This window comes from Halomonas daqiaonensis, assembly GCF_900109725.1.
In the GTDB taxonomy this organism is placed as follows: Bacteria; Pseudomonadota; Gammaproteobacteria; order Pseudomonadales; family Halomonadaceae; genus Halomonas; species Halomonas daqiaonensis.
Genome location: NZ_FOBC01000002.1, coordinates 23,437 through 38,701 on the forward strand (window position 1 = coordinate 23,437; position 15,265 = coordinate 38,701).

Sequence of the window (15,265 nt, forward strand, 5' to 3'; positions counted from 1 at the left end):
TGGCCTAAGAGATCCTTGTGTGACCCACATCATCACAAGGAGACCGACGATGGCTGCCTCCACTCAGCTTATGCCAGACACCGTGTGTGTCGCGATCGATATTGCCAAGCGTTACCACGATGTACTGGTTCGCTGGCCCGATGGTCGTGAAAAGGTGCTTAAAATGCCCAACACACGCGCTGGGCACGACGACCTGATTCAATTCTTGCAACAGCAGGACGCCCCTGTGCTGGCCGTGCTGGAGCCCACAGCGGACTTTCATCGGCCTATTGCCTACCGGCTGGCTCAGGCAGGGATATCGGTGCACCTCGCCTCATCTTTGGCAGGCGCTCGGGTTCGAGAGGCCTTGTATACCTCGTGGGACAAGCATGACCGAAAGGATGCGCGTGTTCTGATGTATCTGCTGACCCAAGGCATGACACATCCCTTTCATGATCCCCTCCACGAAGGATACTTCGACCTCCAGGAGATCTCGAATACCTACCAGCAGGTCGCTCGAGCCCGAACACGCTGCCAGCATAGCCTGGTCAACCACTACTTGGCGCTGTACTTCCCGGAGATGGAACGCTATCTCAGTGCTTCCCGAGCCCACTGGTTCTGTCATTTCCTGCTGGCGTTTCCCACACCAGCCAATATCACTGCGTTGACCCGCGAGGCGTTTGTCGAAGCCGCCTGGGAGAGCGTGGGGCGCAAGGTAGCCAAGCAGCAGTTTCTAGAAGGCATCTACGAAGCAGCTCAGACCAGCATGGGCCTGCCGGTCGTGCCGGATTCTCCCGCGGTGCACACTTTCCGGCTTCAGGTGAAGCAGTACCTCTCACTGACCGAGCAACGTCAGGCCTTGGAGGCGATGGCAACGACGTGCATGAGAGATAACAAGGACTTCGCTCGCCTTCAGACGCTTCCCGGCGTGGGGCCAATCATTGCCTTGATGATTTTGGCGGAGAGCGGGGACTTGCGGCGTTTCTCGCACCATCGCCAATACTTGAAGTTTTGTGGTTTCAACCTCGCCGCGTCGCAGAGCGGCAACACGTGTAGTCGTTATCGACTAGCCAAGCGTGGCAATGCTCGGCTGCGCTATGCCTACTGGCTCGCGGCGACAGTCGCCTCCGGATGCGAGAAAACAGCTTTCGCACCAAATTCGACCGCTACATCGGGACAGATCCCTCCAATGGAGACCTTAGGCGGAAAGCGCTAACGGCCGTGGCGGTGAAGATGGCCCGGGTGGCACATGCCCTGATCAAGCATGACGTCGACTATCGCGGCTATCATGAGTACTGCATTCCTGGCGGCGGGACTTCTCTACAAAGCCGTAGGGCCGCAAGGACCCCGTAGATAATGGTTGAGCCCGCCCGCCAGGATGCCATGAGCCTCTGTTAAGCCCTGTCGAGCCGAACACCTTGGTTCGGACTCCTGTCACTATGGTGAGCCACCGATACGGATATGGCGGGCTGCCAGGAATGATTTACCTTGCTGATGTCTGAGCTATGCTGACATCGGCAAGGATCTTTTTGTCCATGATGCCACGGCAACCGCAGGTAGCCCGTTATCTGTCAGTACGGTGTGAACCCGATACGGCAGCTGTTGCAGCACGTCTTCGAGGAACTCAGCCGCCTGTTCCCGCTGTGCCTTGCGATAGAGCCGGGCATACACAAACTTGGAGGTGCGGTCGACGGCCACGAACAGATACGGCTTGCCCTCCCCGGTGCGGACCTCGCAGATGTCCATATGCAGGTAGCCGATCGGGTAGTGTTTGAATGACGGCTTGTCCGTTGCCTCATCGGTCTGACGAGGTAGCCGGCTGATGCCGTGGCGCCAATACAGCCGATGCAGGCTCGACCTCGTCAGATGAGGGATAAAGCGCTGGAGCGCAAAGAGGCAGTCATACAGGGCGAGCCAGGTGGTGCGCCGAAAGGTGATCGCGGCGGCCTCTTCAAGGTCCGACAAGGAGGTTTATCGCCAACCTAAAAAGAAATAAATAAATTGAACTATAATCTGCAAATGACTTTTCTCGCCTTACACTTTTCAAAAACATATGCCGCAGCATTTCTTATTTCACTCATGAAAGTATAGACTGCAGCACACAGGAGAAGTATCCAGTATGCCGCCATCAAGCTGCTAAGTGGCTTTCCCCAAAGGGTGAACATCGCGGCTCCGGAAACGCAGGCCAGAGTAAAGGCATAGAGCAGCAGCCTAGGCAAGCTTTTCCAAAGGTAGATAGAAAATTCAGTCCTAAGAACGAAAAACACCCAAAAAGAAATGCAGGTGCTAACCGCTGCTCCAGCGGCTCCAAAATGAGGGATCAAAAGCCAGTTGCCGAATAGATTTATAGCAAAACTTAAAATCGCCGCTACCATGCCAAAACTGCTGCGTCTAGAAATTCCAATTCCCACCACGGTGGTTTCGGAGAGCGTATAAAGCAAAGGAAATCCTAAACAGGATACGACGATCCATTGTACGGCATCATATTTAGGGGGCAGAAAGAAAGTGATAACCCAAGAAAGCAATCCTGCCAAGCAGAAACCAATTACCACAAGGGCTAGAATATAGCGAATCACCTTGTGAACATTTTCTAACCCTTCACCTTTGCTCGCCCATTTATATACGGTAGGTGCCCAAATGGTCGAAAACACGCTTTGCAGGATGGTGGCTGCTGCAGCGAAACTTACAGCCACCGAGTACAAGCCAAGCTCTTCAAAGCTAGCAAGAGTGCGCAGAAATATTTTATCGATAGCGGTGAGCCCCCAAAACGCGATGCCGCCCAGTATCAATGGCAAACCGAAGCGGAGCATATGCTTCAGATGCTCGATATCCAGGGACGCCGTCACGCTGGCTAGCAATTCACGCCGCGTATTGTAGGCAAACACTATGCAAACAAAAACCAGAGCAGACGTATTGGCAATGACAAGATTGGTAAGGGACTTTTTAGCGCCTATCACCACATAAGTGCCAATCACAGCTAGCAGTAGAAGCTTGGGAAGTAGCTGGCTCATCGAATAGGCCAAGCCCTGCTCATTCATTCTCAATACCAAGGACAGAAAGCGAGAGATGAATGCCGCCAGCAATGCAGTTGATGCCAGTAAGCTGAGATGCCACTCTGGGATCTCAAATAGCCAGCTGGCTAAGGTACCGCCAAACACCAACAATGTCGTCAGTGCGGTGACGAGCAAGATGAGGCCCGGAAACAAAGCCCCTTTCAGCAGTGATGACTTATCAATAACCTCATGAAACTCGCGCACATAGGCCTGATCGAGACCCAGACTAAAAAGGAGCGTACTGAAACCGATGGTCACCTGTAGCATGGCCATTCTTCCCACATCTTCTTGGGAGAAGAACCACGTAATGATCGGTAGCGAAATTAGCCCAAGCAGAGCTCCGCCGATAGGGCCGATGGCGAAGGCGGCGATTTTCCTAGGGGTCACTTTACTGTATCACTCAAAACAGCTGGACTTGCAACACTACCTTTGATAAGTGCCATCTCTACAAGTTCTCGTGTCCGCTCATAAGCTTTATCACGAGACCAGTAATCACTAACAAATACCTTATTGCAGCGCCGCTCGTCTTCTGTCAGCGGCTGGTTCAGTAGCCCCGGATCCGCCTCCAGCTCTTGAACGGTGGAGATTACCACACCGGATTTCTTGAAGAAGTCATATACAGGGTTTTCATGTCTCACGAACACTCGTGCGCCTAGGTAAAGCATAATCACTATATTGCCAACCGCCTGTTGGCGGATGTGATTCATAATCACATAGCCGCACTTTTTGATGATGGAGACGTAGTCTTCAATGGGCATGAAATCTATCAGTGGCTCAAAGTGAATTGAAAAATACTCCCGACCCATACAAGTCAATTCTTTCGCCAGTTGAGGATCACCGTAACTCAGCGGCGCAACTACTTTCCTATCGTTAACCTTTAACTTTTGGAGTAAGTCGAAAACATCCGCGTGATTCCCTGTGTATGTAGCGCTATTACCGACGAGAATGGCATTACCGGTAACGGTTTCGCCTTCAAATCCTTTAACGAGATTGTCTTCCATCGTGCCGTAATTCCAAGAAGCGTATTTTGGAAAACATTTCCAATCTCTAGATTTTTTTACTAACTCGTACTCTTCTGGGAGAACCGGGGAAAATACTGATATTTTCTCAACCGCTCGAATTTTGTCGTTTCGTGACCAAAAAAAATGCAAAAAGTCTTTGACCAACGCAGCGACTCTACGCTTTTTGTTACTTGCTAACAGACGACTATATATTTTCTGTGTGGCATCAAGATGCAGTGGGAAATTTTTTAGCAATTCATTATAGTAATCAAACCCCCAGCCGAGCCAGACCGTTGGCGTATCGTCTGGAACATTCTTCAGCTCCGGATAGGTAGAAACCCCTAAAGAATGAAATATGATCAAATCATATTTTGTGTATGCTTTTTTGTCCAACTTTGGCTTCTTATAAAAAAAACGACTTCTTTTTGTTTCTATATAATCAGGATTAAGCTTCACATACTTTAGTGGAGTTTTTTCAGCAAAGACGTAAACGTCATTTGCGCCCGGATACACTTTTTCGAACACGGGGATAGCGTGGTCCAGAAACTTTTCGTCTGTGGCTAAGTGAAGGATTTTCATTGAACAACTTTCAGGCTTAATGATACAAACACTTTTCGGCCATCTTCATCATAAAAATATGCATTATCGTATCCTTCAAAAGACATTGCTCGAAAGAAGTCAATTGCCTCTCTTAGGCTAACTTTACGATCTAGGTCTATTTCACAAAGGTCATTGAAGTCTGATATAGAATTGTAGTTCCCCTCGTCGTTCAGCTCTATTTCCTCAAAATCTCCTGTCAGAAGACGTTCGATCCAAATATCGAATAACTCAAACTCTGCATCTAGTACTCGCTCATAAACAGACTTTGATGTATCCCACGAATTAATAGAGATAGCTCTCTGTGCGATCACCGGCCCATGGTCAATCTTGGAATCCATTTTATGCAAAGTAGCACCAACCGGCATTCCGTTGATGATAGAGAAAACTTGCGGAAACCAACCCCTATTATAAGGATTCAGGCCTGGGTGGAAATTAAAACAAGGAATGATTTCGACCAAGGATTTCGGGAAAATTTGCTTGCAGTGGCATGAAAAGCCTATATCAAACTCAACCTTTACTTCATCAAAGCTATTTTTAACATCAAGTATCGATATCCGACTGGAATCAATCTCCTCTGAAAATATCTGTGCACCGGCCGGAGAACAGTAAATCAGAATATTCTCCCGCCGTTTTTTTTTCCAAGCTTCTAGAAAATCGAACCAAATTTTATTATCAGTAAGAAAAAAAACTTTCATTGAGTTAACCCCGCCTCATTCATCAGGGTGCCGAAAGAGGGTGCTGAACCGAGAGGCTGCCAGTATCGGCCCGCTTCGATGTCATCAGGCGACTGAGTAGCCGGTTGACTTATTCCCCATTCGGCTTATGGGCAGTCACTTCATAACTATTGAGAATAGATATCTGACGCCGGCGCAGCCGTGATCGTCGGCCTCCATGGTGGCCGCTCTGTGGCTGATTGGATCACGGTGAGGTCGAGTGTCAGACCAGCGCCGTCAGCCGAGGCAGCCCCTTCAGCAAGGTGGGCCACCATTTGTCGGCGGCATCGCCGAGGTGAACGGTAATGCGCCGGGCATGCAGCGATAGCGTGGCGGCGACCTTGAGCACCTGTTCGCGCATCCGGCTCAGGCTCCATCCCTGGTGCGTGCGGCTCTCCAGCAAGCGCCGCAGCCCATGCAGGACCTGGTAGGCATAGAGGTTCAGCAGCAGATTTACCTCGTTGCGGGCCATCACGTTCTGGACGGTGGAGGCACCCCGATCCGTCGATGAGAGGTGTACGTCGAGCGCCGACTTCACCTCGCCCATGTGGGCCTCGGCGCTGCCGCGTTTGCGGTAGAGCGCCAGGACCTTCTCCGGCGGCCAGTCGAACTTGCCGAGGTTGGTGACCAGGAAGAAGGCATGCAGCAGCAGATCATCGGGACGTTCCTGCACCACCAGCACCACGCGCCGTGGCGCTGGCCAGGAACCGGCTTGGTACTCCAGGTCGTGGCACCACTCCCGAGGTTGCTCGGGCGGGCGGCCTCGAGGCCGTTTCAGGTACGGTGCCGCCAGCTTCTGGAGGCCCGAGTGACTGCGCAGCCGCCCCAAGTACTCGATGTTGCGCTCTTCCAGGGCCTCCAGCGTCGCGTTGTCGGTGAAACCGGCGTCGATGCGTACCCGTACCCGGGCCCCGGTACTCTCGTTGAGCCGCCGTACAAGGTGCGGGATCCAGGTATCGGCATTCTCGGCCGGGCCGGCGTTGCCCTCCCGCAGCAGGCCGCCCACCATGTCGCCGGTTTCAGCTAGCGAGGCGACCAGCGGCGAGTAGATCCGTGCCCCGTAAAGCCCGTGAAACGCCGAGCCGCCCTGATGCCCGTGGACCTCGATCGGCAGGCCGTCGATGTCCAAGGTCAGCTGCTCGGGGCGCTCGCCGTTCTTCAGCGAGGTCAGGCGCCAGACCACCAGTCGCAGCAGGCCTTCGTGCACGGCATCGATATTGTCGTTACGCCCGAGGCAGGTCAGCAGCCGCGACAACGTGGCTTGAGAGGGCCGGTCCTGGGCCAGGGGCGTCATCCCTCGTGCATCGCTGCAGGCCAGCTGCCAGAGCAGGTCACGCCGCAGCGCGTCGGTATCGCTGAGGTCGATCCAACCCATGGCGCGTTGCAGCACCAGGGTACGCAGCTGGCTGGCCAGCGAGTGGCGGATGCGCAGCGGATGGCGCGGATCGACCAGGTTGTCTTCGAGCGCCTCAATCACGCCGCTGTTGTCGAGGGCTTCACGCAGCAGCAGAGCGCCGCTGTCGCTGGTGGTTCGATGGCCGCTCAGCTCGACACGGACAGAGCCGTTGCAGGAGGGCGTCCAGGTGGATAGGCTTTCACCCATAGCGGATGGTTCTCTTGGATCAGGTTCTTGGCGGAACACACTGATTTTTCAGGAGGATACCATCCGCTAAGTGCCTAGTCTAAAGTTTTCGTGTATAATGCGCGTAAGGATATCTGACACGGACGGAACCATGGCAAGGCGCTTCGTTGCCCCTCTTACTGAATCTGAACAGCAGACGCTGACCTCCGCCTATCATCATGGTGAGAAGCGTGCCCTACGTCGACGAGCGCATGCCATCCTGCTGAGTGATCAAGGCCATACCATCGACCAGATCAGTGAGATACTGCAGGTCCGACGCGATGCCGTATCTCGATGGCTCAAACAGTGGGAGGCGTCGGGGCTCGACGGGCTCATCGACAAGCCCCGCAGTGGTCGCACACCAATCCTGGATGAGCACGACCACCAGCGACTACAGGAGATGGTCGCCGAGCAGCCTCACCAGATTCGATCCTTACAGGCTCGCTTTCAAGAAGAGACCGGCAAGACGGTCAGCACGGTGACCCTTCGCCGGGCGTTGAAAAAAAAATGATCTCAGCTTCAAGCGCATTCGGCATTCCCTGAAGGCACGGCGTGACGAAGCGGATTTCCGCAACACTCAAGGCCTCCTCGAGGTGCTTAAGCAGCGGGAAGACCAAGGCGAACACGAGCTTTACTACTTTGATGAGTTGGACTTTTCACAATCTTCGTCGGTTCCATACGCGTGGAGTCCCATTGGTCAGCCCTTCGAAGTGACCGCCTACTCTCATAGCCGAAGGCTGAACGTCCTGGGGTTCCTCAGCCGAGCAGGGAAGCTGGTCTACCACACCACCACGGAACCGGTGACGACCGAGACGGTCATCGAAGCATTTGACCAGTTTGTGTCCCAGAAAGACCCCGATACCTTCGCCGTCGTGGTGCTCGATAATGCCAGCATGCATCGCTCCAAGGCCTTCAGACAGAAGATAGTGGAGTGGATGTCGCATCGCGTGCACCTGGTCTACCTATCGGCTTACTCGCCAGAGCTGAATCTGATTGAGATTCTGTGGCGGCAGATGAAATACGCATGGCTGCCGTTAAGTGCCTACCTCTCGTTTGATCGTCTCTGCAACGAGGTCTATCGCCTACTCGGTGGCTACGGATCTGACCACGCGATTAATTTTGAATAGCCACTTATCTTCGTTTTCAGGTCGCCCTCATGAATAAGCCGCGTTAACCTAAAGCTAGGGCGAGTACTTATATGGTCTTGAAATTAGCTCGTTCTTCTAACCACTCAGAAACATTCACAGTATTGGTCACCCGCACCTGCGAACCAGAGTAACGATTCTCCTTTGCTCTGTGGATGTGAGCTCTGAGTAGATAGGCAGACAGAGGATTCTCCCGGCTATGTCACTGGAAACTGGCTGACGATCCTTGTGACCTAAAATATCTACTGTTTCCAGCGAGGGGAAGAAGTAACGGCGGGCCAGAATTCCGTTTTCTTTCAGAAAATCTGCCATCTGCACTGCCACCGACTCACTCTCGAATACTGCGGGAAAGTAGGCTGAATTGTAGGTCAGGTTACTACTCTGCTTTTGCAGTTGTACTGATGCAGCAAGTTCACGTTCGTAGGTTTCCCAAACTGCGTGCCGCGCGGCCATGTTAGTTTCCATTTCATCCAGCACGCACAAACCCATCGCCGCCTGCAATTCGTTCATCTTGGCGTTAATGCCCAGCTCTTCAATACTCTCCGGCCCGGTGATGCCGAAGTTGATCATTTTCTTGGCGCGCTCTAAGTCTTCCTTGCGCTTGAAGATAATGGCACCACCCTCGCCTGTGTGGAACAGCTTAGTGGCGTGAAAGCTGAGGGTGGCGGCATCGCCGTGTTTGAGAAGACTTTCGCCTTTGTAGTCCACGCCGAACGCGTGGGAGGCGTCGTAAACCACCTTCAATCCGTGCAAGCGGCCAATATCATCGATGGATTCCACGTCACAGGCGTTGCCAAAAACGTGAACCGGCACAATGGCGCGGGTGCGGGGCGAAATGGCTGACTCAACCAGCTCAGGATCCAGGCACCAGGTATCTGCGTCGATATCCACGAAAACCGGATCCACCCCTTCCCACTTCAGCGAGCTGGCTGTGGCCACAAAGGTAAAGGGGGTCGTGATCGCTTCGGCAGATGCTTCACCGCCGCTGATTCCCAGCGCTCGATAGGCGATCTGCAACGCCAGGGTACCGTTGGAAACCAGCAGCAGGTTCTCGACCTCCAGGTGCTCCTCCAGGCGCCGCGTCAGTTCCTCTACCAGTGGGCCGTTGTTCGTCAGCAACTGACGCTCATAGATGCCGTCAATATAGCGGTCCAGCTTTTCACGGCTGGGCAGGTAGGGCTTGGTCACTGGAATCATGGAGGAGTAAACCTTCGACAAGGGGAAATCGGGGAAAGACTTATTCGTCTTCAATCAGGGAGAGCAGATACTGCCCATAGCCATTCTTGGCCAGGCGCTCGCCTGCGGCCATCAACTTGGCCTTACTCATCCAGCCGTTGCGCCAGGCTATCTCTTCCAAGCAGGCGATCTTGTAGCCCTGCCTCTTCTCTATGGTTTCGACGAACTGGGCGGCTTCCAGCAAGCTCTCGTGAGTGCCGGTATCCAGCCACGCGAACCCGCGGCCCAGCAGCTCGACGTTGATGTCGCCGCGTTCCAGATAGGCCTGGTTAATGCTGGTGATTTCCAGCTCACCGCGGTGCGATGGCTCGACACGCTTCGCGATCTCGATCACATCATTGTCGTAGAAGTAGAGCCCTGTGACCGCAAAGTGTGATCTGGGCTTGGCCGGTTTCTCCTCAATAGAGATGGCACGCTGCTGTTCATCAAACTCAACGACACCAAAACGCTCAGGATCCTTGACCTGGTAGCCGAACACCGTGGCACCGCTCTGCTGGCTCGTCGCTTGCAGCAATTTAGGCGTAAAGCCTTGACCGTAGAAGATATTGTCGCCCAGCATCAGGCAAACGCTGTCGCTGCCAATAAAGTCCTCACCGATGATAAAGGCTTGGGCAAGGCCATCAGGACTGGGCTGCTTGACATAACTGAGCTCGATACCAAACTGGCTGCCGTCGCCTAGCAGACGCTCGAAGCTGTCAATGTCTTCCGGCGTGGTGATGATCAGCACTTCGCGGATACCGGTCAGCATCAGCACTGACAGCGGGTAGTAGATCATCGGCTTGTCGTAGATCGGCAGCAGCTGCTTTGAGACCCCCATAGTGAGGGGGTACAACCTGGTGCCGGAGCCACCGGCGAGGATGATGCCTTTACGTGCCATAGTGATGTCTTCCTTGTCAGGTCACCGGTATATTGGGTTCTTCGTCGTTTCATGTGGATTTGGCCTGATCAAGCAGGCGCCCCACGGGGCTGCCGATCAGGTAGATCATCGCGATGAAGTTGGCCTCGTTCCGGTAGCCGCGTGCGCGTGATCGGGCCGCGTGAAACAAGCCGTTCATGCCTTCCAGACGGGCGTTTGTCAGGTCGGAGATCCAGCGCCTTACCACCTGCTCTGCGTGGCGTTCCAGCGTCGTCAAGGCCTTCGCTATCGGCGTGAGCAGTGGCTGATTGGTGACTGCCTCGCGCATGACCTTGAGGTAGTTCGTGATACGCCACCGGGCGGCGCGCGGCGTCGGCGCCTTCTGAATCCAGCGCAGCTCACCCAGGCATCGCCGGTGGCCCCTTGGTCGGCCACCAGCTCCTGGAGGGCGGTGATCTGGTTGGCCGTCAGGTTGCCGTTATCCAGGTTCTTCAAGACCGCCCACCGGAGGGCTTTGGGGTGCCCCTTCTCACGGCGCTCTTTCTTACGAACCTCGTCCAGCGCTTTGGTGAAGGTCTGCATGATATGGAACCAGTCGACCGTCACCTCGGCGTTGGGGAGGTTCTCGGCAACGCCGCTCAGACAGGCCTGAGACATGTCGCAAACCACCTCGACACACATTATCCGGGTCGCCGCCATGCGACGCCAGGAAGGCGCTGAAGGCCGTGATAGCGGCCTTGCCATGCCCGGGCACAGCGAAGATCACCGGCGCCTGCTTGCGCTGCATGTCGAGGAACACCGTGACGTAGCGCTGCCCCCGTCGTGAGGCCGTTTCGTCCACGCCGACAGTGGCCACGTTGGACAGATCCAGCTCACCCAGCATGCGGCCCACGTAATGGTGCACGATGCGCCACCGGCGCTTGTCAGAGATCTCCAGTTGCCGGGAGACCGCCAGCACCGGCATCTCATTGACCAGTGACATGGCGGCCTGCTCGAACAGCAGGGTGAAGTCGCTGCCCGGCCGGGCCCAGGGCACCTCGATGCGCTTGACGCCATGCTCGGGGCATTTGGTACGAGGCACGCGGGCATGCAGGTAACAGTGGTGCTGGAAGAAGTTCAGGTGCCGCCAAGTCTTCTCGGCGAAGTCATGGGCCGGGCAGGCCTCGCCGCACTCCGGGCAGGGGTAGAGGCTGCCGCGCTCGGCCTCGACATAGATATCCAGACGGTGGGGTGACACGGAGGTGTCCAGGTGCTGGTCCTTGAGGATCCAGGGCGCTTCCAGGCCCAGGCCGAGGGTCAGAATCTGGGTGCCATCCATGCCATGCCTCCCGTCGTCGTGGAGGTCATATCCTGGCCCAGCTCAGGGGGCGAATTCCACACCCAACGACGAAGAGCCGTATATTGCGTATTAGCTGAGTACTGTCCGCCTTTCGGTCAGAACCGCGACCAAGCTGCATCTCAGAGCGCTGACGTAGTCCCTTGGGTCAGACCCCGCTTGTGCCATCAGGATCGCAGAACGGTCATTACCAACCGAACAGCCCGCCGCCGGGGTCTGACCAGCGAGTCGCTACCTTGGCAGAAACTTTGGGTATGATCCGCGGCCTACTGGGCAACGCCCAGCCGCTCGCGCTGGTAGCTACCGTCTTGCACGCGGCGGCACCATTCCAGGTTATCGAGGTACCACTGCACGGTTTTGCGAATGCCGGTTTCGAAGGTCTCTTCCGGGCGCCAGCCGAGGTCGCGCTCGATCTTGCCGGCGTCGATGGCATAGCGCAGGTCGTGGCCGGGCCGATCCGTCACATGGGTGATCAGGTTGGCATAGGGGGCGTGGTGCGACGGAGCCAGCTCATCTAGCAGCACACAAATGGTATTCACCACCTCAATGTTCTGCTTCTCGTTGTGGCCGCCGATATTGTAGGTCTCCCCTACCTCGCCTTCAGTCACCACCTTGTAGAGGGCACGAGCGTGGTCTTCCACATAGAGCCAGTCGCGGATCTGCTCCCCTTTGCCGTAGACAGGCAGCACCTTGCCTTCCAAGGCGTTTAGGATCACCAGTGGAATCAGCTTCTCGGGGAAGTGATAGGGGCCGTAGTTGTTGGAGCAGTTGGTAATCACCGTCGGCAGGCCGTAGGTGCGCTGCCAGGAGCGTACGAGGTGGTCCGAGCCGGCCTTGCTGGCCGAGTAGGGTGAACTTGGCGCGTAGGAGGTCTCTTCGGTAAACAGCCCCTCGGGGCCTTCTAGGTCACCATAGACCTCGTCAGTGGAGATATGGTGAAAGCGAAACACATCGCTGCGCTTGGCATCCAGGCAATTCCAGTAGGCCCGGGTGACTTCCAACAGGGTGTAAGTACCGACGATGTTGGTCTCGATAAAGGCGGCGGGACCATCGATGGAGCGGTCCACGTGGCTCTCGGCTGCAAGGTGCATCACCGCATCCGGCTGGTGCTCGACAAATACGCGCTCAAGTTCTGTGCGGTCGCAGATGTCTACCTGCTCGAAGGCGTAGCGAGAACTGTCGCTCACCTCGGCCAGGGATTCCAGGTTGCCAGCGTAGGTCAGCTTGTCGACGTTGACCACGCGGTCGTTGGTGTTGGCAATGATGTGGCGTATAAGGGCCGAGCCGATAAAGCCCGCACCGCCGGTGATAAGGAGTTTCATGAATTTCCATCAGTCAGAAGTTCAATAATTTCAGTATCCATTGTACCAGGTCACGAATTTACCAACATCTTGCATAGCCAACTTACTGTAGCTTACTATTTATATAATACATCAAGTATTTCGATTGATTATGGCTAGACATTAAAGTAGTAGCGAATATAATATAAATAAAACTGAACTTTAAATAGCCACCTAAATGATATTAATATGCTAAGTGCCTAATCTAAAGTTTTCGTGAATAATGTGTGTAGAATACCTGACACGGACGTAACCATGGCAAGGCGCTTCGTTGCCACTCTCACTGAACCCAAGCAGCAGATGTTGTCTTCCGCCTATCACCATGGTGAGAAGCGCGCCCTACGCCGACGTGCGCATGCCATCTTGCTGAGTGATCAAGGCCATACCATCGGCCAGATCAGTGAGATCTTGCAGGTCCGCCGTGATGCCGTATCTCGATGGCTTAAACAGTGGGAAGCGGCGGGGCTCGATGGGTTGATCGACAAGCCGCGCAGTGGCCGCACGCCGGTCTTGGATTACAACGACCACCGGCGACTGCAGTAACTGGTCGCCGAACAGCCACATCAGCTCCGCTCCTTGCATGCCCACTTTCAGGAAGAGACGGGGAAAACATCAGCATGGTGACGCTCCGCAGGGCGCTGAAAAAAATAGGCTCAGCTTCAAACGTATTCGGCATTCATTGAAGGCACGGCGTGACGGAATGGATTTCCGCAACACACAGGGCTTCCTCAAGGTGCTCCAGCAGCGGGAAGACCTGGGTGAACACGAGCTCTATTACTTCGATGAATCGGGCTTTTCACAATTGTCTCCTGTGCCATACGCCTGGAGCCCTATCTATAAGTCGGGGTTATCAAAAGCTTTATTCACTAATTTATAAAAAATATTAATAAAAAAGAAAACATAAAAACTCAAGTGCTATAAACCGTTTATCGACTACCAAAGCCCGTCAACACTGTCTTGACGGTCCTGATCGCGATCAGCGCATCCAGCCAGAAAGAGAAGTTTTTGATATAGTAAAAATCATATTCCAGCTTGCGATTCATGCCGTCAACCTCGGCCGCGTAACCCTGCTCGACCTGCGCCCAGCCCGAGATCCCTGGCCGGACGACATGGCGATAATGAAAGAATGCAACATCGTGTTGGTACCATGCTGCCAGTTCCATGGATTCCGGTCGCGGACCGATCAGGCTCATGTCGCCTTTCAATACATTGAATAACTGGGGAAGCTCGTCCAGGCGGTACTTGCGGACCACTCGGCCGACCCGAGTGATGCGGGAGTCTTCGCTGTCTTCCGTAAAGCCCCTCCCTTCGTGGCCGATATACATGCTGCGAAATTTATAGACAGTAAACGGTCGGCAGTGAAATCCCATACGCTGCTGCGTAAACAGCACGGATCCGGGGCTTTCCAGACGGATAGCGATGGCGGTTGCGGCCATCAAGGGGAGCGCTAACGGCAATAGCGCAATTACCGCGAGGAAGTCGAGCATGCGTTTCAGCAGTTCATAGCCTTCGTCGGGCTGCAGGCTGCCATAGCGATTCTCGTAGAGGTGGCTGAGTTGCACGCGGCCGGTAAGCTGTTCGTAAGCGGTAGTGGAATGATAGACGGGAATACGGTTGAGGGTACAGTCGGCCAGGAAGCGCTCCCACTCGGCAGGAAGCTGGGCGCGCAGATCGGCGACCACACCGTCCACTCGAACGCTATCCAGGCTTGGTTCACTGAGTCGCCGCCAATCCACGCCGTGGTTATGGCATAGTTCGGGAGCTTTCCCGAAGGGCACTACTGCCAGTTTGAGCACGCGATAGCGCCCGCCAACCCAGTAGCCGGCGGTGCAAAAGAGCGTGGTAAGCAGGAAGCTGGTGAAGTAGAGGTCGGTATCCGGCTCGATGTTCGTGAATTGAAGCATGAGGAACGCGACGGCAAAGCAAACCGAGGTGACAGGAATACTGAGCAAATAGGCACGGGTGCCCGGCAGTCGGCTCATGCGTTGCACAGTAGTCAACGCGAACCAGTATGCCATCAGCATGGCCAACAGAGTGGCCCAGCGAGAGGGCGTGCCTTGAAAACTCCACCCCCAGGCAAAGAGCGTGGGGAACAGAATCACGATAGTGAAACCCAGCAGCAGCTGGAACTTGCGGTTGAGCAGCAAGCGCTCGAAGAAACGGGAGTGCCGCCTCTGTGGGGCTAGGATGGTGTCCATGATGTTCCCTCGCCCGCTCCACGGGCATCTGTATATCCCTAATGTTCTTGGCTGAGCCTTTCCCTCGACCGACGTTTTTTACTTGAAGGCTCCCCGTTGTTTTATCGATACAGGTGCAGTGGCTACGGGCCCCCGCTGCCAATCGCGCAGCACGTCGAGGCGTCAAAACGTGTGCTGCTATTACTGC

General features: G+C 54.8%; 11 protein-coding genes and 3 pseudogenes. 3 read left to right on the top strand and 11 right to left on the bottom strand.

Going from position 1 to position 15,265, the window contains the following annotated elements; translation table 11 throughout:
- Positions 1-49: 49 nt before the first annotated feature.
- Positions 50-1,332, top strand: a pseudogene (locus BMY30_RS01490) (IS110 family RNA-guided transposase).
- Between the two features lie 150 nt (positions 1,333-1,482).
- Here BMY30_RS01490 and BMY30_RS01495 read toward each other — a convergent pair.
- The 5 genes from BMY30_RS01495 to BMY30_RS01515 all read right to left on the bottom strand — a co-directional run bounded on the left by BMY30_RS01495 (position 1,483) and on the right by BMY30_RS01515 (position 6,988).
- Positions 1,483-1,944 carry a DDE-type integrase/transposase/recombinase gene (locus BMY30_RS01495; RefSeq protein ID WP_089709905.1) on the bottom strand — a complete coding sequence of 154 codons (462 nt, stop codon included), beginning with the start codon at positions 1,942-1,944 and terminating at the stop codon, positions 1,483-1,485.
- Positions 1,945-1,985: 41 nt separating this feature from the next.
- Positions 1,986-3,419, bottom strand: coding sequence for an oligosaccharide flippase family protein (locus tag BMY30_RS01500; RefSeq protein WP_089709907.1), 1,434 nt, complete (start codon positions 3,417-3,419; stop codon positions 1,986-1,988).
- Entirely contained in the window at positions 3,416-4,612 is a 1,197-nt protein-coding gene (locus BMY30_RS01505) for a TDP-N-acetylfucosamine:lipid II N-acetylfucosaminyltransferase family protein (protein WP_089709910.1), read from the bottom strand. The genes BMY30_RS01500 and BMY30_RS01505 overlap by 4 nt, the downstream gene beginning before the upstream one ends.
- On the bottom strand, positions 4,609-5,328 hold the full coding sequence (locus BMY30_RS01510) for a dTDP-4-amino-4,6-dideoxyglucose formyltransferase (protein ID WP_089709912.1): 720 nt from the start codon (positions 5,326-5,328) through the stop codon (positions 4,609-4,611). Before BMY30_RS01510 ends, BMY30_RS01505 begins: the two co-directional genes overlap by 4 nt.
- A 241-nt stretch (positions 5,329-5,569) precedes the next feature.
- Positions 5,570-6,988, bottom strand: a complete 1,419-nt coding sequence (locus BMY30_RS01515; protein WP_089709914.1) for an IS1380 family transposase — start codon at positions 6,986-6,988, stop codon at positions 5,570-5,572.
- A 91-nt stretch (positions 6,989-7,079) separates the two neighbouring features.
- On the opposite strand from BMY30_RS01515, the gene BMY30_RS01520 reads away from it, so the two are divergent.
- Positions 7,080-8,094 (top strand): IS630 family transposase gene (locus tag BMY30_RS01520; protein WP_089709916.1). Its coding sequence is split into 2 segments (ribosomal slippage): positions 7,080-7,466 and positions 7,468-8,094, totalling 1,014 coding nucleotides; the frame shifts between segments, so codons are not numbered across the junction.
- Positions 8,095-8,220: 126 nt separating this feature from the next.
- Here the strand turns inward: BMY30_RS01520 and BMY30_RS01525 are convergent.
- From BMY30_RS01525 to rfbB, 5 genes and pseudogenes are all read right to left on the bottom strand, one after another.
- On the bottom strand, positions 8,221-9,309 hold the full coding sequence (locus BMY30_RS01525; RefSeq protein ID WP_089709918.1) for a DegT/DnrJ/EryC1/StrS family aminotransferase: 1,089 nt from the start codon (positions 9,307-9,309) through the stop codon (positions 8,221-8,223).
- Positions 9,310-9,349: 40 nt separating this feature from the next.
- Positions 9,350-10,225 carry a glucose-1-phosphate thymidylyltransferase RfbA gene (gene rfbA / locus BMY30_RS01530; RefSeq protein WP_170840042.1) on the bottom strand — a complete coding sequence of 292 codons (876 nt, stop codon included), beginning with the start codon at positions 10,223-10,225 and terminating at the stop codon, positions 9,350-9,352.
- 49 nt (positions 10,226-10,274) lie between these two features.
- Positions 10,275-10,861 (bottom strand): annotated as a pseudogene (locus BMY30_RS18420) (ISL3 family transposase).
- Entirely contained in the window at positions 10,749-11,522 is a 774-nt protein-coding gene (locus BMY30_RS18425; protein ID WP_425283415.1) for a helix-turn-helix domain-containing protein, read from the bottom strand. Before BMY30_RS18425 ends, BMY30_RS18420 begins: the two are co-directional and overlap by 113 nt.
- 284 nt (positions 11,523-11,806) lie before the next feature.
- On the bottom strand, positions 11,807-12,862 hold the full coding sequence (gene rfbB, locus BMY30_RS01540; RefSeq protein ID WP_089709923.1) for a dTDP-glucose 4,6-dehydratase: 1,056 nt from the start codon (positions 12,860-12,862) through the stop codon (positions 11,807-11,809).
- Positions 12,863-13,135: 273 nt separating this feature from the next.
- Here rfbB and BMY30_RS01545 point away from each other — a divergent pair.
- A pseudogene (locus BMY30_RS01545) lies at positions 13,136-13,715 on the top strand (IS630 family transposase); the annotation flags it as partial.
- Between the two features lie 91 nt (positions 13,716-13,806).
- Here the strand turns inward: BMY30_RS01545 and BMY30_RS01550 are convergent.
- The gene (locus tag BMY30_RS01550; protein WP_089709925.1) at positions 13,807-15,078 is read right to left on the bottom strand and encodes an exopolysaccharide biosynthesis polyprenyl glycosylphosphotransferase; all 1,272 of its coding nucleotides are present in this window, start codon (positions 15,076-15,078) and stop codon (positions 13,807-13,809) included.
- Positions 15,079-15,265: the final 187 nt, after the last annotated feature.

Excerpts from the sequence above, each read along its gene's own strand:
- BMY30_RS01505 (WP_089709910.1), bottom strand. The coding sequence starts at position 4,612 with ATGAAAATCCTTCACTTAGCCACAGACGAAAAGTTTCTGGACCACGCT.
- BMY30_RS01510 (WP_089709912.1), bottom strand. The coding sequence starts at position 5,328 with ATGAAAGTTTTTTTTCTTACTGATAATAAAATTTGGTTCGATTTTCTA.
- BMY30_RS01525 (WP_089709918.1), bottom strand. The coding sequence starts at position 9,309 with ATGATTCCAGTGACCAAGCCCTACCTGCCCAGCCGTGAAAAGCTGGAC.
- rfbA (WP_170840042.1), bottom strand. The coding sequence starts at position 10,225 with ATGGCACGTAAAGGCATCATCCTCGCCGGTGGCTCCGGCACCAGGTTG.
- BMY30_RS18425 (WP_425283415.1), bottom strand. The coding sequence starts at position 11,522 with ATGGATGGCACCCAGATTCTGACCCTCGGCCTGGGCCTGGAAGCGCCC.
- rfbB (WP_089709923.1), bottom strand. The coding sequence starts at position 12,862 with ATGAAACTCCTTATCACCGGCGGTGCGGGCTTTATCGGCTCGGCCCTT.
- BMY30_RS01550 (WP_089709925.1), bottom strand. The coding sequence starts at position 15,078 with ATGGACACCATCCTAGCCCCACAGAGGCGGCACTCCCGTTTCTTCGAG.